At 65.3% G+C, this 22,068-nt stretch carries 14 protein-coding genes; 7 read left to right on the top strand and 7 right to left on the bottom strand.

What is annotated here, in order from left to right:
* Positions 1 to 48: 48 nt before the first annotated feature.
* Positions 49 to 1,839, bottom strand: a complete 1,791-nt coding sequence (gene ggt / locus CV102_RS14520) for a gamma-glutamyltransferase (protein WP_187432984.1) — start codon at positions 1,837 to 1,839, stop codon at positions 49 to 51.
* Positions 1,840 to 2,140: 301 nt separating this feature from the next.
* Positions 2,141 to 3,238, bottom strand: a complete 1,098-nt coding sequence (locus CV102_RS14515) for a Gfo/Idh/MocA family protein (protein WP_233710699.1) — start codon at positions 3,236 to 3,238, stop codon at positions 2,141 to 2,143.
* A 128-nt stretch (positions 3,239 to 3,366) separates the two neighbouring features.
* Between CV102_RS14515 and CV102_RS14510 the strand changes: the two genes are divergently transcribed.
* From CV102_RS14510 to CV102_RS14490, 5 genes are all read left to right on the top strand, one after another.
* Entirely contained in the window at positions 3,367 to 4,548 is a 1,182-nt protein-coding gene (locus tag CV102_RS14510) for a HEAT repeat domain-containing protein (RefSeq protein WP_148858722.1), read from the top strand.
* Between the two features lie 20 nt (positions 4,549 to 4,568).
* Positions 4,569 to 6,422: a BNR-4 repeat-containing protein gene (locus CV102_RS14505; RefSeq protein ID WP_148858721.1), complete on the top strand. Its 1,854-nt coding sequence runs from the start codon at positions 4,569 to 4,571 to the stop codon at positions 6,420 to 6,422.
* Between the two features lie 94 nt (positions 6,423 to 6,516).
* Entirely contained in the window at positions 6,517 to 8,229 is a 1,713-nt protein-coding gene (locus tag CV102_RS14500; protein ID WP_148858720.1) for a family 20 glycosylhydrolase, read from the top strand.
* A gap of 46 nt (positions 8,230 to 8,275) precedes the next feature.
* The gene (locus CV102_RS14495; RefSeq protein WP_148858719.1) at positions 8,276 to 10,306 is read left to right on the top strand and encodes an alpha/beta hydrolase family protein; all 2,031 of its coding nucleotides are present in this window, start codon (positions 8,276 to 8,278) and stop codon (positions 10,304 to 10,306) included.
* A gap of 54 nt (positions 10,307 to 10,360) precedes the next feature.
* On the top strand, positions 10,361 to 11,137 hold the full coding sequence (locus CV102_RS14490) for a sugar phosphate isomerase/epimerase family protein (RefSeq protein WP_148858718.1): 777 nt from the start codon (positions 10,361 to 10,363) through the stop codon (positions 11,135 to 11,137).
* A gap of 282 nt (positions 11,138 to 11,419) precedes the next feature.
* Here the strand turns inward: CV102_RS14490 and CV102_RS14485 are convergent, their stop codons facing one another.
* Positions 11,420 to 15,127, bottom strand: a complete 3,708-nt coding sequence (locus CV102_RS14485) for a heparinase II/III domain-containing protein (protein WP_148858717.1) — start codon at positions 15,125 to 15,127, stop codon at positions 11,420 to 11,422.
* A 363-nt stretch (positions 15,128 to 15,490) separates the two neighbouring features.
* Between CV102_RS14485 and CV102_RS14480 the strand changes: the two genes are divergently transcribed.
* The gene (locus tag CV102_RS14480; protein ID WP_148858716.1) at positions 15,491 to 16,702 is read left to right on the top strand and encodes an aminotransferase class V-fold PLP-dependent enzyme; all 1,212 of its coding nucleotides are present in this window, start codon (positions 15,491 to 15,493) and stop codon (positions 16,700 to 16,702) included.
* Positions 16,703 to 16,951: 249 nt separating this feature from the next.
* On the opposite strand, the gene CV102_RS14475 is transcribed toward CV102_RS14480, so the two are convergent.
* The 4 genes from CV102_RS14475 to CV102_RS14460 form a co-directional block, all read right to left on the bottom strand.
* Positions 16,952 to 18,067: an ABC transporter permease gene (locus CV102_RS14475; protein WP_148858715.1), complete on the bottom strand. Its 1,116-nt coding sequence runs from the start codon at positions 18,065 to 18,067 to the stop codon at positions 16,952 to 16,954.
* A complete protein-coding gene (locus CV102_RS14470) occupies positions 18,054 to 19,076 on the bottom strand; it encodes an ABC transporter permease (RefSeq protein WP_148858714.1) in 1,023 nt (340 codons plus the stop codon). Before CV102_RS14470 ends, CV102_RS14475 begins: the two co-directional genes overlap by 14 nt.
* A gap of 67 nt (positions 19,077 to 19,143) precedes the next feature.
* Positions 19,144 to 19,368 (bottom strand): hypothetical protein, encoded by a 225-nt coding sequence (locus CV102_RS14465; RefSeq protein WP_148858713.1) that lies wholly within the window; start codon positions 19,366 to 19,368, stop codon positions 19,144 to 19,146.
* 45 nt (positions 19,369 to 19,413) lie between these two features.
* Entirely contained in the window at positions 19,414 to 21,600 is a 2,187-nt protein-coding gene (locus CV102_RS14460) for an ABC transporter ATP-binding protein (RefSeq protein ID WP_148858712.1), read from the bottom strand.
* A 194-nt stretch (positions 21,601 to 21,794) separates the two neighbouring features.
* Here CV102_RS14460 and CV102_RS14455 point away from each other — a divergent pair, with 194 nt between their 5' ends.
* Positions 21,795 to 22,055 carry a hypothetical protein gene (locus CV102_RS14455; RefSeq protein ID WP_148858711.1) on the top strand — a complete coding sequence of 87 codons (261 nt, stop codon included), beginning with the start codon at positions 21,795 to 21,797 and terminating at the stop codon, positions 22,053 to 22,055.
* The last annotated feature ends 13 nt before the right edge of the window (positions 22,056 to 22,068 follow it).

The raw sequence follows: 22,068 nt of genomic DNA, 5'->3' as shown, positions 1-22,068 counted from the left end.
AGCGCCCGCTTTCGAACGCTGTCGCCGAACTCACCGCGCTCGCGACGCTCAACTGGTCTCGTCGGTTCCGATAGCGGCCCCGCCCCGTCGCGGATCGGCCACGCCGACGAGTTGCTCTCGTCGCTGGTCGATGCGAATCGCCTGCACGTCCCCGATGTGTGGAGTCGGATCGTCGTCGACGTCGTGTTCGCGAGATCGCATTCCTTCGACAACCGCGGAATCCACCTCCGCTTCCCACGTCCACATGTACATTCGCGGGTGGGAGATCGCTTCTGCGAGCGACATCCCATGTACGAGGACGTTCGTGAGGACGCCGGCGACGACCCGCGGAATCGAGCCGCCTCCGGGGGATCCGAGTGCGAGTAGCGGCTTCCCGTCTCGGAGCGCCATCGTGGGGCACATACTCGTCGAGTAGCGCCGAAGCGGCGCGATCTGGTCCGGTCCCGGCTCCGAACTCATATTCGAGACGGAGTTGTTCAGGAAGAAGCCGTAGTCCGGAACGACGGCGCCAGTACCGAAGTTGGCGGACAGCGTTCCGCTACAGGAGACCACGTTCCCTTCGCTGTCGGCCGTCACGAAGTGAGTCGTGCTCTCGCCCTCGTCGGTACCGTCGCCGGGCGTGTCAGCGAAATCGGACGGGGAGACGCCAGCCGGTGGATCGGTAACGTACGGCCGTCCGGGCTGATGGCTCCACGGCTCGCCGGGTTCGAAGACGAGGTCGAAATCGGCCTCCGTCGGATCGATCATGTCGCGGCGCTCGTCGATGTACTCGTCCGCGAGCATCCCTCGCGCAGGAACGTCGACGAACTCCGGGTCGCCGCCCGTCGCGTAGACCGGTGCGCTGGCGAGCCGGCGCGCCTCGGCGAGGTAGTGATAGCGCTCGATCGAATTCGCACCGTCCCGATCGATATCCAGGTCCTCGATCAGTTTCAACAGTCCGAGGACGACGACGCCGTAACTCGAGGGGGGCGTCGCGGTTACCCGGATTTCACCGCCCCTCGCGACGGCCGGATGAGGCTCGTCGAAGGTGATCGACGGGACGGGTTCGATCGTCGGTCGATACGATCGAAGGTCGGACGCGCTCATGACGCCGCCGGCCGACCGAACGAACTCGACGATCGCGTCGGCGATCTCGCCCCGGTAGAACGGATCGATTCCGTCGGATTCGATCAGCCGGAGGGTTTCTGCGAGCGCGTCCTGTACGAGCGTATCGCCGACCGATACCGGTTCGTCGTCCGGTGCAAACACGGACGAAGCGGCGTCGTTGAAACGCCATGCCGACCACCCGACCGTTTCTGCGAGACGCTGATCGACCTCGAATCCCTCTGCGGCGAGATCGGCGGCCGGTCCGACGACCTCTCGAATCGAACGGGTACCCCAGCGCTTGAGCAACACGTCGAGGGTTCGCACCGTTCCCGGTGTTCCGACCGCGATACCACCGTACGACCGTTCCATGGGGGGTTTCTGTTCTCCGTCCTCGTCGTAGCGGATCTCGGGTGACGCTTCGATCGGACTCCTGGCTAATCCGTCGACCGCGTAACACTGCTCGTCGTCGGCGTCGTACGCGAGCAGCAGGTCGCTCCCGCCGAGCCCCGATCCGTTCGGCTCGACGACCGCCAGCGCGAACTGCGTCGCCGCCGCGGCGTCGAACGCGTTCCCGCCGTCCGCGAGAACGTTCGCGCCGATCTCCGACGCGAGCGGGTGAGAACTCGAGACCATGCCCCCGCCGGCGGTAACTGCAGTCGCCTCCCAGCCGTCGTCCGCGGTTTCGCCGTCGGTATCGGCACTCGCGACGGTACTCGCCGCGACTCCGATGCCGACGGCGGCAGTCCCCTTCAAGAAACTACGCCGACCGGTCGATCGTCCGAGTATCCGAGATGTAGCCGAACTATCGGTACTACCAGCGCTTTCGCGGTTATTCTCTCTTCTCATGCGCACTCATCTAAACTGTACAGTACCTAATAATAGTATTGTTAACGAGTGTCATTAGGAACCGACCGTCGAGAGGATCGAACGAACGCTTCGTTACCGGAAGACGATCCTTAGCGGGTTCGCCCGATCGCTCGAGCGCATTTCGAGCAGTGGGTGCCGAGTCGAACCGCTATCCGAGCACGAGGACGGTCTTCGACGGTTAGCAGCGTTAGTCTTCGGCATCCGGCGCCGCTTCGTCGCGCGCCGGCTCGGGCGAAAGTTCACCCGATTCGACCATCGAGACGAGCGGATTGTCCTCGATCGAGAGGGGGAAGTCGACGCGCTCGCGCCGGCGTACCGACTCGTAGCAGCCGAGGATGATCTCCATCGTCTGGAGCGCCCGCTGACCTCCCAGTTGCGGCTCCTCGTCGGTCTCGAGTCCGCGGATGATGTCGTCGACCGCCTCTAGGATGTCGGCCAGCGGCTCGCCGGTGTCGATCTCGTCCCACGCCGCGGCGTCGGCCGTCTTCACCCGAAGCTGGGCGTCGCCGTCGGGGTTGAGCTCGAGTTCCCCTTCGGTACCCGTGACGCGGACGTCACAGGCGATGAGCGGGTTCTCGTCGCCGGTCGCGATGATTGCGTCCGTCCCGTCCTCGTACTGCCAGCGCGCGAGCGCCTGGTTCTCGTTGTGGACGCCGTAGCGGACGTTCTCTTCGCGGTAATCGATCTGTCCCATCACCCACGCTACGGGACGATCGTCGAGGATCGAGTTGCAGAGATCGACGAGGTGAGTGCCGGCGTCGAAGAGGTTCTTCGTCGCGAGTTCGACGCGGGTTACGTCGCCGATCGCTCCCTCTCGGACCAGTTCCGCCACGCGCCGGCTCGGGGTCGCGACGCGTCGCTGGTGGTTGAACGTCAGCTGGACGCCCCGCTCGTCGCAGACGTCGATCATCCGCCGGCTGGCGGCCATGGTGTCGGCCATCGGCTTCTCGCAGTGGATCGCTCGCAGGCCGTCCGCGTTCGCACAGTCGATCACGATGTCGGCGTGGGTCGGCACCGGCGTACAGACGCTGACGATGTCTGGTTCGACCTCCTGGAGCATCTCCGCGTAGTCGGTGAACACGTTCGACGGATCGATGCCGTTCCGGTCGGCGAACGCGCTCGCGTTCTCCTCGACGATGTCGGCGCAGGCGACGAGCGAACAGCGATCGTCCTCGTCGTACGCGGCTGCGTGGTGGTACGCCATCGCTGCACTTTCGCCCCATACCGGGTTGTCGGGCTCCGGCCCTGTTCCAATGAATGCTACGTGGTAGTCTGACACGGTCACAGAGTGGTTACGAACGTATCGACAAATAAATATCGGAGAACGGGACAGTCGTCGACCGGTCTCCCCCTCCGTTCGACCGCGCGGCGACGTCAACTATAAGGGCGGATCGAAACTTGGTACGACATATCATGATCTCGTCTGGAGAAGACGCGACCGAGCGAGCGAGGACTCTTCGCGACGTTGCCACCACTGATCCCGCGGCGGTTCCCATCGCGGAAGTCGTCGAACTGCTCGTGCTCGGCAACCCGGAGACGCGTCAACTCGCGATGGCGTGTCTCGAGGAGACGATCGACGGCCGTCCCGGGGAATCCGCGGCCGCTGTGGCCGCGTTCGAGCGATTGCTTTCCGACGACGATCCGCACGTTCGTCGCAGAGCGGCGCTTTCGGCGGGGGCAGCGATTCGGAACGACGCCGAGTCCTTCGAGACGCTCGTCCCGGCGCTCCGGACGATCGGGAACGATCCCACGGAGCCGGGACGCGACGCCGCGATCCAGGCGCTGTCCGCGCTCGCCCTCGAGCGCCCCGGTTCGGCGACTGACGCGGTCGACCCCCTGATCGACGTCTGTCACGCGCGGGTCGTTCCGACGGAGCCACCGCGAGACGGGTCAGGACCCTCGCGAGACGGTGGCTACCGGGACGACCATACCGCGGCGGCCGTCGGTCCGGAACGCGATCGACGAGAGTCCACTCGCGTCCAGGCGATGGCCGGACTCACGCGGATCGCGGCCGAGCGACCTGAAGCGGTCGTCGACCGCGCGGAGCGGATCGCAGAACTGCTCGGGGACGACCACCACCTCGTCCGGGCGGGGACGTGCGAAGTGCTCGAGTCGGTAGCCGAGACGCATCCGGCTGCGGTCGAGCCGTTCGTCCCGTCGCTGGTCGATCGTCTCGCGTCGGACACCGAACATCCCGTTCCGTGGCGCGCGGCGGACGCGCTGAACGCCGCCGGCGACGAGTACCCGATCCGCGTCGGGGAGGAACTCCGCGGCGTCCTCGATACGATCGAGACGTTCCTCGAGCGGCGCGATCCGGGAATCCGAGGCGTCGGCGTCGGTCTCCTCGCGTACGCCGCGCAGGCAGATGCCGACGCAGTCGACGACCTGGTTCCGCGGGTTCACGACCTCCTCGAGGACGACCAAGCGCCGGTTCGGGCGAACGCGGCGCTGACGCTCGGACTCGCTGGCCGCGGGGAAGCGGTCGACGACCTCGAGTCGCTCGCGGCAGACGATCCGGAGCCGTCGGTCCGCGACGCCGCGACGCGCGCGATCGGCCTGCTCGAGGGTCCCGCGACCGGGGAAACGACCAAGTAGGTTCGCCGGCCCCTTCCTGTATGTCGCCGCTTCGAGACGGATTGCTCGGCTACTGGCCGGCCGTCCGGGACCACCGCGGAACGGTGTGGGACGAGTCGCCGCGGGAGAACCACGGTCGGTACGGTCGCGACGCGCGATGGATCTGGTTCACGAACCCGCGCGCGGTGCGGTACGCCGATGAACGGGATCGGACGTACGTCGGCTACCTCGGCGGGCCGACGGGGACCGACATCGTGATCGCCGGCTTCGACCACGACTCGGGCGAGTTCGAGCGGACGACGCTCGAGCCGTCGTTCTCGGCCGACGACCACACCAGCCCGGCCGTGCTCGTCGCGCGGGACGGCCGGCTCCTCGTCTTCTGGTCGGGACACAACGGCGGCTCGATCCGCTACCGTCGCTCGACGGCGCCCGAAGATCTCTCCGCGTTCGGGCCACTCCGGACGATCGACCAGGCGTGTGTCACCTATCCGAACCCGGTTCAGCTCGAGGGTACACCGGAGGCGCCGATCTACCTCTTCTACCGCGACCGGACGGTCACGAGCGACGCCACGGACGATCCGTACGGATACATGGGCGACGGGCACGTCTACTACCGTCGCTCCGTCGACAGGGGCGATTCGTGGAGCGAGCAGACGCGGCTGGTGACCGCACCGGAGGGTCACTACGGCACGTACTTCGTCCACGCGGCGACCGAGGAGACCGTCCACCTGTTCTTCACCGACGCCGAGCGGGGCGGGGACGCGCCGAAGCGCCACGTCCTGTACGCCGCGTTCGAGAACGGGACGCTCGTCGCGGCTGACGGGGAGCCGATCGCGACCGAATCGGAACTGCCCGTAACGGTTGCCGACCTCGAGCGCGTCTACGACTCCGCGGCGGCCGACGGCGAGTACGCCTGGGTCTGGGACGCGAGCGTCGACGAGCGCGGCGCGCCGGCGGTCGTCTACGCGACGTTCCCCTCGACGCTCGCCCACGAGTATCGGTACGCGCGGTGGGACGGCGACGCGGGAGAGTGGCGCGATCACCATCTCCGAGACGCCGGGCGGTACGTCGAGGCGGCGGGCGTCGAGGGCCACTACTCGGCGGGCGCCGCGCTCGATCCCGACGACCCGACCGTCGCCTACGCCTGCGTGTCGGTGGACGGCTCCCGCGCCGTCGAGCGCCTCGAGACCGATACCGGCGGGCGGTCGTGGTCAGTTCGCACGGTGTGTGACGACCCCGTCGGAACGCCGATCCGGCCGGCCGTCCCCGCGAACGGCGCTGACGAGTGTCCCGTGCTCTGGCTCGAGGGTTCTTACGAGAGCATGCACGCTTCCCAGACCGTCCTGCGCGGACTGCCGACCGGCGGGGTCGACGGACGGATCGAGGGCGACGGCGAGACCGGCGTGACGCTCGGGCTGGACCTGTTCGACGAACGGGCGGTTCGCGACGGCGTCTCCGTCTCGGCGCTCGTCCGAACGCGGGACCTCGACCGCCGGCAGACGGTCCTGCAGTTCGGCGACGGGATTCGCCTCGACGTCGCGCGGGAGACGGCCGGCGCGCTCGAGTTCTCGCTGGCCGACGACGCGTCGACTGCGGTGGCGTCGTGGAACGGGCTCGCCGCCGGCGACGAACGGTTCGTCGAAGGTGCGTGGGATCCCGACGACGGGACGATGCAGTTACGCGTGGACGGCTCCGTCGTCGACGAGGCGTCGTTCGACGGGCCGATCGCGTTCGACGGCCCGAACGCGTCCTGGACGCTTGCGAGAGACGCGTACCTGCTGGGAAGCGGTCTGGTCGGCACCCTCCGCGAGGTGCGGCTCTACGGTCGGCCGACGACGACGGCCGACCACCGGGCACTCCGGAAGTCTGCGGAGGATCGCGTCGCCGACCGCTAAACGCCGGTCGGCTGCCGGCCGGCCAGAGACGCGCCGCGTTCTCGCTCGATGGAAAATCGTTAAGACCGCGCTCTCCCTTGCCACCACGTACCACATGTCTGCACGTGACCTCGGGGTCGTTCCCCGACCGCGTCGAGCCGAGCTGAACGGCGAGACGGTTCGATTCGAGCCTCCGTTTACGGTCGGGACGTCCGACGAGAACGCAGAGCCGGCCGGAACGCTGCTGATCGACCTCCTCGAGCGAGAGACGAACGCCCGGACGATCCAGTCGGACGAGGAGCCGACCATCGGCCTGACGATCGACGACGCCCCCTCGGACGCGTTCGACGATCCGGAAGGGTACGTCCTTGAGGCCGCCGAAGACGGGATCGTCGTTCGATCGGCGACGGTCGACGGGCTGTGCCACGGCTGCCAGACCGTCGTCGGTGGCCTCGAGCGCCGTGACGACTCGTGGCAGTTTCCGGCCGGCGAGATCCACGACTGGCCGGAAACGCGGTGGCGGGGGTTCATGCTTGACCCGGCGCGGGGCTTCCTCTCGGTCGAGCGCGTCAAGCGGCGGATCGATCAGGCCGCGCGGGCGAAGCTGAACCGGCTCCACCTCCACCTGCTCGATCACGAGGGCTACGCCCTGGAGTCCGAGGCCTTCCCCGAACTGAACCGCGGTCCCGACGGCGAGGAGCGGCCGGCGTACTCCCCCGCGGACGTCGACGAGTTGGTCGAGTACGCCGCCCGCCGCGGCGTCGAAATCCTCCCCGAGATCGACGCCCCGGGCCACGCGAGCCACGTCCTCGAGACGTACCCGGAGCTCCGGTGCACCGTCGAGGACGGCGAGCCGAGCGACAGGACGCTGTGTATCGGGACGCCGGCGACCGACGAGTTCGTCGAGACGCTGCTCGAGGAGGTGGTCGAGCTCTTCCCCTTCGAGACGGTGCACGTCGGCGGCGACGAGTGGGCGATGGGCCACTCGTGGGACGAGTGTTCGGTCTGTGCGGAACGGATGGCCGAGGAGGGGTCGGAGACGCTCGCCGAGCACTTCTACGGGTTCGTTCGCCGGGTCCACGAGACGCTCGAGGCGCACGACCGCCGGATGATGCTCTGGAACGACCAGATCGACATCTCGGACTCGCCGTCCCTTCCGCGGGACGCGCTGGTGCAGTTCTGGCGCGTCGCCGGTAAGGGTCGCGGCCCGGTCGAGGGCTGTAGCCTCGAGCGCTTCCTCGAGGAGGAGTTCGAGGTCGTCAACTCGTACGTCTACGCGGCCTACGTCAACGGCTGGATCTCGGAGGAGTACATGCTCGGCTGGGAGCCGCGCAGTCGCCCGTCCGTTCCGGACGCGCGAGCCGAGCAGGTGATCGGCGGCGAACTCCTGGCGTGGGAGCCTTCCTCCGAGGAGACGCGCGCGTACTTCGAGCGCGCGTTGCCGTCGGCGATCCCGGTCTTCGCGGATCGGCTCTGGAACGGCGATCCGATCGCGGATCGCCCGGCGTTCTCGACGGCCCTGACCCGGCACGCGCTCGGCCCGTTCGTTCCCGAAGGGTTCGACGTCTACCGCGAACTCGGCGGTACCATCCTCCCGACGGAGGGGGAGAACGTCCCGTCGCCGCCGGCCCACGCGCACCGATCGCTCGGCGACCGGACTCCAAGCGAGGCTCGAGACGACTACAAAGACGCGCTCGAGACGCTTCGATCCCTGTCCGACTCGGGAGAAGCGGTGTACCCCGAAACGGTCGCGGCGTACGAGGAGTGTCTCGAGTGGCTCGCGGACGTCGCGGACCGGGAGCACCGCGGCGTGATCGATCGCCCCTGAGGACCCGAACTTATAATCCATCGTACTGCTAGTATCGTACTATTCGATGGACCAGTTCAGCGAGAACGTCGACGGCTACTACGACGTAGAGAACCAACTGCCGCGATACCTCCGGCGACTGGCGGAGCCGCAGTTCGAACGCGAGGACGAACGACGAGAGGCGATCGACTCGGTCTCGGCGGCCGACGCGCACCGCGAGCGCGTTCGCGAGTACTTCTTCGAGGCGATCGGCGGGCTGCCCGAAAAGAAGACGGACCTGAACGCGACGCGGACCGGCCGACTCGAGTACGACGGCTACGCGGTCGAGACGGTGATCTTTGAGAGCCTGCCCGGCTTCCACGTGACGACGAACGTCTACGTCCCGGACGGGGCGTCGGCCGACGATCCACGTCCCGCCGTTCTGTTCGTCTGCGGCCACGCCGCCACGGCGAAGACCGCCGGGGGCTACCAGCAGGGCTGTATCGACCTCGTTCGCAACGGTTTCGTCGTCCTCGCGATGGATCCGATCGGCCAGGGCGAACGCCACCAGTTCTACGATCCCGAGACGGGATCGATCCCGGAGTCCGACGACTCGCGGGACTACCCGCGGACGAACACGCTCGAGCACAGCTACCTCGCCCGCCAGTGCACGTTCGCCGGGGCGAACGTCGCGCGCTACTTCGTCTGGGACGGGATCCGCGCGCTCGATTACCTCGAGTCGCGCCCGGAGGTCGACGCCGACCGCCTCGGCGTCACCGGCAACTCCGGCGGCGGGATGCAGACCAGCTACCTCATGCTGGCCGACGATCGGATCGCCGCCGCCGCCCCGTGCTGTTTCATCACGTCGAAGGAGGCGTACATGAAGACCGGCCAGGGCCAGGACGGCGAGCAGATCGTCCACCGCGCGATCGAGCGCGGGCCCCGGTACGACGATTTCCTGCTGGCGTTCGCGCCGAAGCCGGCGCTGATCGGAGCCGCGCAGTCGGACTTCCTCTGTATCGAGGGCACGCACCAGTCCTACGAGCGCGCCTCGAGGGTGTACGACCTGTACGGCGAGGACGACGCACTCGAGTTGGCCGTCGCCGACTCGACCCACGGCTTCGGCCCGGAACTCCGCGAGGCGACGGTCAACTGGTTCCGACAGCAGCTGCTGGGCGAGCCGCCGACGTTCGAGACGGGCGATCCGGTAACCGAGGACGAGGAACGGCTCGTGTGCACCGACGACGGCGAGGTCAGGGCCGCGTTCCCCGACGGCAGAACTGTCGTCGACCTGAACCGCGAGTACGTCCGCGAGACCGCGCCGGAGGCGGGGACGGCGCCGACCGTCGACGATCCGGGGGCGTACGCCCGCCGGCTTCGGGAACGGCTCGTCGACCGATTCGACCTCGAGCGCGACCGACCCGGACTGCACCCGCGGACGATCGAGACCGAGAGCGAGGGGGACGTGACGTGGGAGAAGGTGTTCTTCCTGAGCGAGCGGGAGGTCGTCGTCACGGCCGTCGTCGTGACCGCGGAGGAGGCGGCGGGCGAGGAGCCGCTCGTCCTGTTGCTCGAGGAGGGGACCGACGAGATCGAGGACCGACGCGACGAGATCGCCTCACTCGCGCGGGACCACGGAACCGTCGTCGTCGCCGACCCCCGCGGGGTCGGCGGGGTTCGCTCCCGGACCGTGAACACCCGACAGCAAAACGGCGGCGGCTACGACGACTACCACGGCACGGTGAACAAGCTCGCGGCCGACGCGTTGATGCTCGGCACGTCGCTGCTCGCGCTACAGACGTTCGACGTTCTTCGCGCCGTCGAGTACCTCCGATCCCGGCTCGGCGGAGACGAAGACGGCGACGTCGCGATCGAGGGACGCGGTCCGTGGGGCATCCACGCGCTCCTGGCCGCGGTCGTCGATCCGTCGATCCGGACGGTCTCCGCCGTCGACCCGCTGCCGTCGTTCTACGAGCAGGCCACGACCGAGGAGATCCCGGTCGACCACCGGCTGAACGTCCACGGGATCGTCGGCGAGTTCGACGTTCCACAGCTCCTGCCGGCGCTCGCCGACCGTGAACTCGACTGGGACGGCGCCGACCTCTCGCGGTATCGGTGACCGATGCGTTCGGACGGCGAAACAGTTTAGCCGACGCGCTCTCACGCCTCGTTCATGCAGATCGGACTGTGTACGATTTCGAACCAGGAAGCGAGCGTCGACTCCGTCATTCGCGACGCCGGCGACGCCGGCTACGATGGCGTCGAAGTATGGGGACAAGATCACGTCGGAGACGGCGATCCGGAGACGTGTCGGTCCATCCGGGACGTCGCTCGAGCGGCGGGCGTCGAGATCCCGGTCTACGGCTCGTACCTGCGCATCGGCGCGCCGGAGTTCGACGATATCCTCGAGCACGAACTCGAGATCGCCCGGCGGCTGGACGCGGATCTGATCCGCGTCTGGGCCGGTAGCCAGGAGTACGGCGATCACGACGAGGGCCACTGGGAACAGGCGATCGAGGACCTCTCGCGGGTGAGTCGGCTCGCGGCCGATCGAGGGCTCGGCGTCACTGTCGAAAAGCACGCGAACACGCTCACGAACGACGGCGAGGGGGCGAGACGGCTCATCGAGTCGGTCGACCGGGAGAACTGCCGGCTCAACTGGCAGCCCGCGTTCTCGATGCCCCCTGACGCGTTGCTCGAGGAAGCGAAGGATCTCGCGCCGCTCTCGAACAACCTCCACGTGCAGGCGGTGCCGGAACGCGGCTCCCGCGACCGCTGTCCGCTCGAGGACGCCTTTTTCGACCTCGAGCGACTGCTCGGTATCTTCGAAGATGCCGGATTTTCCGGCTACGTGAACGTCGAGTTCGTCGACGACGACCGTCCGTACCGAACGGCGATCGACGGCGACCTCGAGTACCTTCGGCGCGCAACGTCCCCACAGTCTGTTTAACACCGTTAAACAATTTGTCTCCTACTCGTTTTGTGCCGGTCTATCGTGTGAGTGGCGATAACCAGTGACCGAGCGACGCTTCTATTACAGCTATACGATCGTAATTACCCCGGTAAACCGAACATTTTGTTTGATATTATTAAACAAAGAGGCAGCGAACGGATCGATTCGAGGCTCGGCAGCCGAGTTTTAGAGCGCGTACCGACGGTTGTCTATCCGAAAAACGCGCTGACAGTCGCTGTCTTGCGAAAAAACGAGGGATACGACTGCCCGTGACCGCGTCTACTCTCGCGACCAGGTCGCGGTCAGCGGGATCCTGACGTCGTCGTCGACGTCGACGATGTACTCGTAGCCGCCGTCCTCGAGCTGATCGGGATCGCTGAACTGCCTGACGAACGTCCGTTCGCCGACGTCGACGGTAACCGTGTTTCCGCGGCCGACGGTAACGCCTTCGACAGGGTACGCACCGTTGCCCAGCCCTCGCTGGTCTCGCTCTTCGACCGGCTGATGCTCCTCGTAGCGGTCGCCGCGCCAGCTATCGGACGCGTCGTTGTCGACGTAGACGAAATCCGAGATACGCTCCTCGAGCGCCCGCTGGTCGTCGGGAATCCGGAGTTCGAGTTCGTTCTCGAGGCTTATCTCCCGCGTGAAGTCCTCGACGAACCCGCGGACGAACCCCTGCGATTCCTGAACCAGCGGCTGTCCGTCGACTGGCTTGAGTAGTGTGCCGTCCTGGACGTACGCGTACTCGGGTTCGCCGTCTTCGACCGAGTAGCAGCCGAAAAAGCCCCGGAACTCGAACGTCTCGTCGACGGTGACCGTCCCCTGGTCGTCGAACGCGCAGACGACGTAGTCGGTTCGGCCGCTGGCGAGTTCGATCTTGACGGCGTGGCCGTCGCCGCCCGCGACGTCGACTTCCTCGATCGAGTCGACGACGCGCTCACCGTCGTAGTGCTCGATCGTCGAGACGAACGTGCTCTCGAGGCCGGCGCCGCTGCGGTGGGCCAGCGCGTACCGCAGCGATTCGGGGTTGCCGCCGCGGTCGGGCGGATGACCGTCGGCCAGCGCGACCTCGTCGAACTCGCCGAACGTGGTCAGTCGCATGTGGACGCCGTCCGCGTCGTCGTCGCGGTTGTTCCAGTGATCCTCGACGTCCCAGTCGACCGTGACTTTCCGGTCGGGGTCGTCGTCGCGTTCGACGTTATCCAGGTAATTGAAGCCGCTGCCGACCTCTCGATTGTATTCCGAGTCTTCGCCGTAGCCGGGTTTGGGGACGTCTTCGCCGGCATAGGTGCCGCTATCCTGTGGAACGAGGTCGACTCCCTCGGTACTCGCCTCGCCCTTCGCGCCGTGGAAGCTGAAGTGGTGGTCGTCGCCGCCGGCGACACGGAAGAAGTCGACCGCGTAGGAGTGTTCCTCGTCCACCGTGATCATCGCCGTCGTGCGGCGGTACTCGTCACACTGCTCGTACGCGTGGCGCGCGTCGACGTCGATCAGGTTCACCCGGTCGTCGCTGCCCTCGAAGTGGCGCGGATCGGCGACCCACTGGGGATCCTGCCGCGCTCCGTCGACCGTCACGGTGTTGTGGCTGATCGTGTTTACCGTCCAGTTGCGCCGCTTGGGCCAGTCTCCGGTCTCTTCCGGGTAGCCGAGATCGGGCGAAAGCTGGAGGTCGTGAGCGGCGACGCCAAGGTTCAACGTGTCGCCGTGGTTGTGCGCGCTGCCGCCACCGTTGATGCTGTTGCGGCCGTAGTACAGCCAGAACGCCCGCTTCGCGTTCCCGAGTTCCGCCGCCCGATCTCTGCGTTCGCGATCGTCTTGGTCGAAGAGCTCGAGGTAGTAGACGGCCATCCGATAACCGCCCGACGCTTCGTTCCGTCCGACGTTCTCGAAGCGGATCGCGTTGGTCCCTTCTGCCAACTCCACCGTGTACGTGATCGTGTCGCGATCGAACGACGAGCTGTAGAAGTCGACGGTATCGACGCGCTCGCCGTTGACGGAGAGGTCGTAGATCCCGTACGTCGAGACGAACAGCGTCTCGATCTCGAGGTCGTACTCGCCGGCCGCATCGACGTCGAACTCGAACTCCCACCACTCGCCGTTGTCGTCCGCGTTGAGCTGGATCGCCTCGGGGAAGCTATCGTCGACCGCCGTCGACGCGTCCGTAAACAGGTTCGAGAAGTCGTAGGTAATTCCGAACGACTCGTTCAGGTAGTTCTCGCCGTCGCGCAGGGCGGCGAACCCGTAGCCGGCCAGGTTCTGGCTTGGCAGGTCGAGCGGCCCCTCGGCGTCGACGATCGCGTCGATTTCGTCGCTGATCCCGCCCGGGTCGGCGTCGAAGACGTCGCCGTTGATCCCCGCCGTCGAGTAGCCGTTCGCGAAGTGCCACAGCTGGGCGAAGATCTCGTCGCCCATGACTTCGTAGCCGTCCTCGGTCGCGGACTGGCTGAGGTAGTTGTCGCCCCGGTTCGGATGGGTGTCGCCGATTTCGGGCGTGTGTCGATCGAGCAGGAGGAGGTCGGAGTTCACCCGAAGCGCGTGCCGGAACTTCGGATGCTGGTAGAGGTCGGCGCCGTCGAAGGCGTCGTACCCCTTCAGCGCCTCCGCCACCTGGCGAATCGACGACATCTCGATGCGGTTGTACAGCGGCGCGGCCTCGTTGGAGTAGCCGTCGCGGTCCCAGACGTCGACGATCGGCACGAGGATGTCACCCCCGGTCGTGATCCAGTTCTCGGGTTCGCGATTCCAGACGTCGCCGACGAACCGCTCGCCGCCCGGCTGGAAGACGAACTCGATGGCCTCCTCGGTGTAGCCGTCGGGTTCGTCCAGTACGCGGGCCGAGATCGCCACCGTGGAGAGCTGGCCGCGACCGGGAACCAGGTCGGAGTTCTTCGCCGCCGGCAGCATCTCGCGAACGAAGTTGTCCTCGATGTTTCTCCGGATTTTCTCGACGGAATCTTTCGCCTCGAGGCCGGGGAACTCCTCGGTCTTCGCGTCGAGGAACTCGACCAGTTCGTCGTCGCCGTCCATGCCGGGGAAGAACGCGTCGTACGCCCGGAGGAGATCCCGGACGAGGTTCGGCTCCCAGCCCCCGCCGATCACGCGGCCCGTCTGTCGCCCGCCGTGGTTGTTCCAGTAGTCGGGCTGCATGTACGCCGAGACGTCCATCTCGGGGTAGACGTCGGCGATGCGATCGAGCAACACCGTTCCGGCACGCGAATACTGTCGGTCACCGGTGAGCAAGTAGGCGTCGGTAAGCGCCCAGACGATTCTGAGAATTCCACCGGGGCGCCAGACGTGCCAGTGGTTGTAGAACGCGACGAAGTTCATCCGCTCGCCCGGCGAGCCGATGTCACCGTCCTCGTCGATCCATCCGGTTCCGTCGTCGACGCCCCAGCCCTCGCCCATCTCGGGGTGCTCCTCGTTGACCAGGAGGTCGTCGTCTGCGAGGTCGGGGTCGAACATGCCCCGGTCGTCGAGGCCGCTTTCCCGATACGCGGCGAAGTCGTTCGTCGGCACCACGTACTCCTCGGACGTATTCGTCTGCATCTTCCACGGCCGATCCGTCCCTGGATCGTTGTGGCCGCCCATCGTGTCCTCGCGGAACCCGGGGACGCCGCCGCCGCGCGGAATCTCCTGGGAAGTGACCATGTGCCAGAGATCGTCCAGCGTATACTCCTCGAGGTACGCATCGGCGCTTTCGACCGCGCTATCCCGTTCGCTCGCCGCCCAGTCGTAGCGTTCGACGTTGTTACGGGCGTTCTCGCGCATCCCTTCGGTCCAGAGCGTTGGACGCGTCTTCGCGTTGAGCGTGTCCGAATCGGCGGACACCGTCCCCGTTCCGGCAGTGAGCCCCGCGAGGATTCCTCCGCCGGTTGTCGCTAGCAGGGATCGTCTCGAGACCTCGAAATCGGTCGATCGGTCGGTCACCGTACACCGCTCACCGTCGTTCCAGCCACTACTACTCCCGCTCCGTTCATTGCGAGACATCAACACCCATGAGACAGTCATCACTAATAGAACTTCTCCCGATCTTCACGTCTTTAGAAAACTATGTTTCCTTCATGACGATTCTGACGTTTGGATTGAAAGAAAGCATCCGAAAGCCGCGACTGTTTTGATTCCCGAACGGACGGTTCTGGTGGTGCCGCGACGATCCGAACCGGTCGACATCGCCGATGCGACAGACAGTCGTTCAGCCGATTGGACGTCGTGCGATCACCGAGCGTGCGGGAGATCGGCAGCCACTCGCCCGAGAAGGCCAGTTCGGGGGGCGTCGACGGAAGTTTTTTCTGGCCCGTTTTCGAACGGAACGACGACCAATGACAGTTCGATCCCCTTCGGTGATTCGGCGTGGCTGACGAGCACACGATCTACGACGACCTCGGCGTGCCGACCGTGATCAACGCGACCGGAACGAAAACCCGGATCAGCGGCTCGCTGATGCGCGAGGAGGCGGCGGACGCGATGCGCGACGCCTCGCGAGCGTTCGTCCGTATCTCGGACCTCCAGCAGCGCGCGTCGGAACTCGTCGCCGAGGTGACCGGCGCCGACGCGGGCTACGTCACCAGCGGCGCGAGTTCCGGGCTGTCGATGGCCGCCGCGGCGTGTCTCGCCGGCGACGACCTCGAGACGATGGCGCGGTTGCCCGACACCGAGGGAATCCCGGACGAGATCGTCATGCCGCGGACCCACCGGAACGGCTACGATCACGCCCTCCGCCTGGCCGGGGCGACCATCGTCGACGTCGGGACGAACGACTACCACCTCGGCACCGGCTCGGAGAACGTCGAACCGTGGGAGATCGAGACGGCGATCACCGACGAGACGGTCGCCGTCGCCTACATGGAAAAGCCGTACACGCAGCCGCCGCTCGAGACGGTCTGCGAGATCGCCCACGACAACGACGTGCCCGTCATCGTCGACGCGGCGGCGGAGTTGCCGCCGGTCGAAAACCTCTCGCGATTCCTCGAGCAGGGCGCGGATCTCGTCGCGTTCAGCGGCGGGAAGGCGATCCGCGGCCCCCAGTCGACCGGGATCCTCGCCGGCGACGAAGACCTGATCCGGTCGGTCGCCCGCCAGCACCTCGACATGCACGCGGCCGACGCGGCCTACGATCCGCCGGCGGACCTCGTCGGTGCCGACGAGTTGCCCGGGGTTCCGCGCCAGGGCGTCGGCCGCTCGATGAAGGTCGGCAAGGAGGAGATCGTCGGTCTGATTCGTGCGCTCGAGTTGTTCATCGAGGAGGACCACGACGCCCGCCTCCGGGAGTGGCACGAGCGCGCGGAACGACTCGAGTCGGCGCTCGCCGACGTTCCCGGACTCGAGACGCGACTCGAGGGCGGTGACAAGACCGACGCCGTCACTCAGGTCGTCGCGACCGTCGATCCCGATCGCGCGGCGACCGACGCGACGGGTCTCGTCGGCGCGCTCAGGCGGGAGACGCCGCGCGTGTTCGTCGGCGCCGATCGGCTGGACGACGACGAGTTCACGGTCAACCCGATGTGTCTCGCGGACGACGAGGCCGACTACGTCGTCGATCGGATCCGAGCGACGCTCTCGTAGGCCGAACGACCACTCTTTACTGCGATCGGGGGAGCGCCGGTCGCGTGTTACAACTATCGGGGCCTCCGAACGTCGATGCACACCTGCTCGCGAGTTCGCGAGCAGTGTGACTCGTTTCAGTTGGGACGATCCAGCATCATTCCGCGTCTCGAGTCCGTCGACGAACGCGACGAGCGAACGGCTCCGGACGATCGGGAGAGGGCCTGAAAACGGGAACTGCGTGTGAGTAACGGCGAGAGGGAGAGCGGACTAGTTGAGTTGCTCTTCGTCGCTGCCGACCTTCTTCGCGTGTCGCGCCCTGATGCGCGGGTTGAACACGCGGTCCATCCCCTGGGCGAACAGGATCAGGCCGAACGAGAGGACGACGACCGCGGCCATCGGCCAGAAGATCTGGTAGAAGTTACTCAGGTTGACCAGCGCGTGGGCTTCCGAGTACGCCGTCTGCATCATGATCCCCCAGTTCGCGCTCGTGAACGGGAGGACACCGAGGAAGTAGAGGGCGACGGAGCCGAAGACCACCTGGCGGCCCGCGTTCGCGAAGTTGATGAGAATGTACGGCATCAGTTGCGGCGAGATGTCTCGAGAGAGGATCGTTCTCGAGGGGATCCCCATCGTCCGGGAGGCCTCGACGTACGACTCCTGGCGGAGGGTCAGGACCTGGGACCGAAGCGCGCGTGCGAGTCCCGGCCAGGCGTCGATCGCCAGAACGACGCCGACGAGCCACGCCTGTCGGGGCGCCCAGATCGCCGTCAGGACGATGAGCAGCGGCAGCCCGGGCATCGTCATGACGACGTCTGTGACGTACATGAGGAACTCGTCCAGTTTACCCCCCTTGTAGCCGGCCGTAATCCCGAAGATCGCGGCGAGACCGACGGAGACGAGCGCCCCGGCAACCACCATCTCGAGCATGTCCGGCGTCGCGTGGATGAGGTTCCGACCGATCGGCGTCCCGTAGTTGTCGGCACCGAGCGGGAACCGGATGACGAACCCCGGTATCGAGATCGCGCCCACTGAGAGCTCGTGAGCGGAGCCGAAGTCGATCCAGCCGCCCTCCTCCCAGAGGGCAGCGATCCCGCCGTGGAACGGCTGTAGATTGTTCGGTGCCTGATTCGTCCCCGGTGCGGTTACCAATCGCGGCCCGATCGTCCCAAAGAAGACGAACAGACTGATGACGACGATCCCCACCTGCGTTCGCCAGTCGTTCCAGGCGACCCGGCCCGGTGCGAGGACGTACGCGTCCAGTGCCCGCTCGAAACGTTCCCGTCTCGAGAGGTCGACCGTTTCGGCTTCCGAAAGGTGGCCGAACAGTTGTTCGTCGCTGAGCTGTTCGTTCGTCTCCAGTCCTGATTCGTTAGTATGACTCACTCTGATCACCAGATCCGATTCGTGGGTCGACGATACCGTACGTGAACTCGGCGATGAGGATGCCGATGAGCGTGACGATCGTAAAGAACAGGAACGATCCCATCAACAGCGGATAATCACGCCGCATGACCGCGTCGAACGTGTACCAGCCGACGCCGGGGTACGTGAAGATAAACTCGAGGAGGACGCTGCTCGAGAACACCGCGGCGATGCCGATCATCATCTGGGTGTACAGCGGCAGGATCGCGTTGCGCGCGACGTAGCGGGTCGCGATACGCGGCGAACTGATTCCGCGAAGCCGCGCGACGCGGAGATAGTCCTCACCCAGGATTCGGATGGAGTTCCCTCGCATCGAGAGGGCTCCCCCGCCGAAGCCGACGATGAAACTCGACATGATCGGCAGTACGGCGTGATAAGAGATGCTTGCCATGAACCGGACGTTCAGACCGGCTTCCAGGCTCGTGTTGTACCGGCCGCCGGTCGGGAAGAGGCCGAGCTCGTAGCCGAAAAACGCGAGAAAGAGGATTGCGCCCACGTAGTACGGAACCGAGTTCAGGAACGTCGCGAGGACGGTCATGTAACTATCGAATCGCGAGCCTTCCTTGTAGGCCATCGCCGCTCCGAGAAGGATGTTTGTCGTGTATCCGAGCGCCAGTCCGTAGACGCTGATGAAGACGGACCACGGCATCGCCGTAAACAGAATGTCGAACACCGGCTCGTTGTAGAAGTACGAGTGACCGAAATCCTGGTAGAGGATGATGTCCTGAAGGTACTCGAAGTACTGGACGTACCACGGCTGGTCGGGATCGAATCCGGTGTGTTGTTCGACCATCGCGTCGAGCACCTCGGGGTCGGCCGTTCCCCCACCCGCCTCCATGTCAGATTCGAACTGTGCACGCATCGCCTGGGCCGGGTTTCCCGGCATAAGCCGAAAGAGCGCAAACGTGACCGTCGTCACAGACACGAGTGTCACGACTGCGTGAATCATTCGCTTGGCAAAGTATCTCATCTACGATGATATGGTATCTGCGTGCATTGGTAATATATCTTATCCCGCGGCGGGTTCCGACCGTGAATCACCAGAGACACCGCCACAGTATCCCCCCGCTCAGTAGTGCCATCCCGGAAAGTCCGACGATGTTCATAAGCGTGATGACGAACGTCTCGGAGCCGGGTTCGGCAGCGACGATCCAGATGATCATGAGTCCGAGCAGGCCGACCGAGAACGTAAATAGCATCCGCCACGCGCTCTCGTAGTCACAGAGGTGCTCGAGAAACGTTTTGTCGTATTTATTGTTCATCTATCTCTCACTGTTCCGTGCGTTAGCAAAAACGTTTGGTCGATTTCAGTCGTCCGCGGTCTCCGTCTCGAGTGAAACCGTCTCACTCTCGAGCGGTTCGCTCTCCCAGTACTCGTGGTGTTCGTCCTCGCGGAAGCAGGCGACCCGAGAGGCGCCCTCGGTATCTTTCAGTTCGGGGGCTTCCTGTGTGCAGACCTCGCGGGCTTCGGGGCATCGCGTCTGGAACGGGCAGCCGCTCGGCGGATCCGTCGGATCGGGGATGTCGATCTCTCGGATCGGCGGGTCGGTGGCGTTCGCCTCCTTCGCCTCGTCCGGGTCCAGCGGCGGGGTCGCCCACCGGAGGACCTTGGTGTAGGGGTGTTTTGGATCGTGAATAATCTCCTGTGCCGGACCGATCTCGACGAGGTTGCCGAGATACATGATCCCGATTCGTCCGTCGGACTTCTCGGTGAGATACCGCGCGTTCGAGAAGTCGTGGGAGATGAACAGGTACGACGTATCGAACATCTCCTGCAGGTCGAGCATCATATCCATCATCTCCACTCGCAGCGAGACGTCGAGTGCGCTGACCGCTTCGTCGGCGAGGATGAGGTCGGGACTCATCAGCAGCGCACGAACGAGGACGACGCGCTGCTGTTCACCGCCGCTGAGCTGGTGTGGGAACCGCGCGGCGTAGTCCTCGGGCGGCTTCATGCCGACGCGCTCGAGCAGATTGTAGATCACCGTTTCGCGGTCGCTCGGGCTGAGGTCCGGCCGCCAGCGTTTCAGCGGAGCTGACAGGCTCGCGCGGACGGTCCGGGAAGAGTTCAGCGAACTGCCGGGGTCCTGATGGACGATCTGCAGCGCCCGTCGGATGTCGTCGAACTCGTAGTCGCCGTTCCCGGCCTTCGCTTCCCAGATGTCCTGCCCACGGTAGCTGACGGTGCCGCCCGTCGGCTCCTGGAGGCCGATCGCGGTCTTGCCCAGGGTGGTCTTCCCACACCCGGATTCGCCGACGAGCGCGACGACCTCGTTTTCCCGGAGGTCGATCGACACGTCGTTGACCGCTCGAACCACGCTTTCTTTGCCGAACAGTTCGTCGATAAGTCCCGACTGCTCGAAGTGAACGTCGACGTCGTCCAGCGAGACGACGGTCTCCTCGGTGGATTCGGATACCGAGGACGAGTTCACGGTGCTATCCGGATCCACGCCGAGTGCGTACTCGATTTCGTCGCTCGCCCGTTCCCAGTGGAAGCAGGCGGCTCCTCGCTCGCTGGTGACGTCGTGGTACTCCGGATCCGATTGCTTACACTCCTCGGTCGCGAGCGGACAGCGAGGGTGGTACGAACAGCCCCTCGGTGCCTCGACCGGATCGGGGCTCTCGCCCTCGATCGGGTGCATATCTTCTAAGGTCGCGTCGACGCTCGGGACCGACTTCAACAGGGCTCGCGTGTAGGGGTGTGCGGCGTCCCGAATGAGCTCCTCGCTGGGACCGTACTCGACGAACTCGAACGCGTACATGACCGCGAGTCGATCGGCCAGGCCGGCGACGAGCGGCAGGTCGTGTGTAATAAAGACGACCGTCAGATCGTACTCCTCCTGGAGGCTCCCCAGGAGGCTCATGATCGACCGCTGCATGAGCAAGTCGAGCGCCGCAGTCGGTTCGTCCATCACGAGCACCTTCGGTTCGAGGATCAGGCTCAGCGCGATGAGGGTTCGCTGTTTCATCCCGCCGGAAAGTTCGTGCGGGTACGAATCGAGGACGCGGTCCGGGTCGAGGTAGAGATCCGCGAGAAGCTGCCGCCCGTGGGCCATTCGCTCCTCGAGGTCCTTTCCGTGGGCCCTGATCGTTTCCTCGAAGTGCTCCCTGATCTTCATCGTCGGGTTGAACGAACTCATCGCCCCCTGGAACACCATCGAGATCTCTTCCCAGCGGAACTTTTCGAGCTGGGTTTCGGTCAACGAAAGCACGTCGACAGGCTCTCCGTCGGGGGGATGGTAGATGATCTCTCCGGACACCTGTCCGGGATCGACGACCGCGTGGAGCAGGGCGGACGCGAACATCGACTTTCCGCTCCCGCTCTCCCCGACGATTCCGAGCATCTCGTCGCGGTGGACGTCGAAACTCACGCCGTCGAGGACGCGGGAGGTGCCGCGGTCCATGTCGAACGTCACGTCCACGTCGCGTACCTCGAGAATAACGTCCTGTGAGCTACTGTATTCGTGTGTGACGTCGAGTTCAGTTCGGGTCATAGTTTAGATGATGGATACCGACCCACTCCATCGCTGCTACTGCGTCTTCGACGATAGCGTGGGACATCGGTCTTCCGGTAGTGATGGTTTGTCACAACATACATATTAATCTTTGCGACGGCTTCACTGCCCCACCGGACTCGCCCGCCGGACAAAGATTTATATTGAATCTTATAGAACGTAGGGCCCAGACAATGGCAACTGCGAAGCAGAACGAGAGACGTTCGGCAGAAGAACTGCTGTACAGGTTACTCAAGATACTTCGGGGATCGCTTCTGTTGTCGATCGTCGCGATCGGTGTCGTTCTACTGCTCGTCGGCGCCGTCTTCGAGAGCGGCGTTCAATTCACCAGTCAGGACGGCGTCATCGCCGGCATGCTCGGCGTGTTCGGTATCTCGGCGATTATCTCTGCGGGTTCGTTTTACCTTTTGCTAAAGCGGCTTCGTCAGGATTGAACCGCGACACGTT

It is taken from the genome of Natronococcus pandeyae, from assembly GCF_008122205.1.
Lineage (GTDB): Archaea > Halobacteriota > Halobacteria > Halobacteriales > Natrialbaceae > Natronococcus > Natronococcus pandeyae.
Note: the sequence above shows the minus strand (reverse complement) of the source record. Positions and strands in the feature narration are given on the sequence as shown.

Bases quoted from the DNA above. Each gene is read 5' to 3' on its own strand.
- CV102_RS14495 (WP_148858719.1), top strand. From the start codon at position 8,276: ATGGACCAGTTCAGCGAGAACGTCGACGGCTACTACGACGTAGAGAAC.
- CV102_RS14485 (WP_148858717.1), bottom strand. From the start codon at position 15,127: ATGTCTCGCAATGAACGGAGCGGGAGTAGTAGTGGCTGGAACGACGGT.
- CV102_RS14460 (WP_148858712.1), bottom strand. From the start codon at position 21,600: ATGACCCGAACTGAACTCGACGTCACACACGAATACAGTAGCTCACAG.
- CV102_RS14505 (WP_148858721.1), top strand. From the start codon at position 4,569: ATGTCGCCGCTTCGAGACGGATTGCTCGGCTACTGGCCGGCCGTCCGG.
- CV102_RS14465 (WP_148858713.1), bottom strand. From the start codon at position 19,368: ATGAACAATAAATACGACAAAACGTTTCTCGAGCACCTCTGTGACTAC.
- CV102_RS14510 (WP_148858722.1), top strand. From the start codon at position 3,367: ATGATCTCGTCTGGAGAAGACGCGACCGAGCGAGCGAGGACTCTTCGC.
- CV102_RS14470 (WP_148858714.1), bottom strand. From the start codon at position 19,076: ATGAGATACTTTGCCAAGCGAATGATTCACGCAGTCGTGACACTCGTG.
- CV102_RS14455 (WP_148858711.1), top strand. From the start codon at position 21,795: ATGGCAACTGCGAAGCAGAACGAGAGACGTTCGGCAGAAGAACTGCTG.
- CV102_RS14500 (WP_148858720.1), top strand. From the start codon at position 6,517: ATGTCTGCACGTGACCTCGGGGTCGTTCCCCGACCGCGTCGAGCCGAG.
- CV102_RS14490 (WP_148858718.1), top strand. From the start codon at position 10,361: ATGCAGATCGGACTGTGTACGATTTCGAACCAGGAAGCGAGCGTCGAC.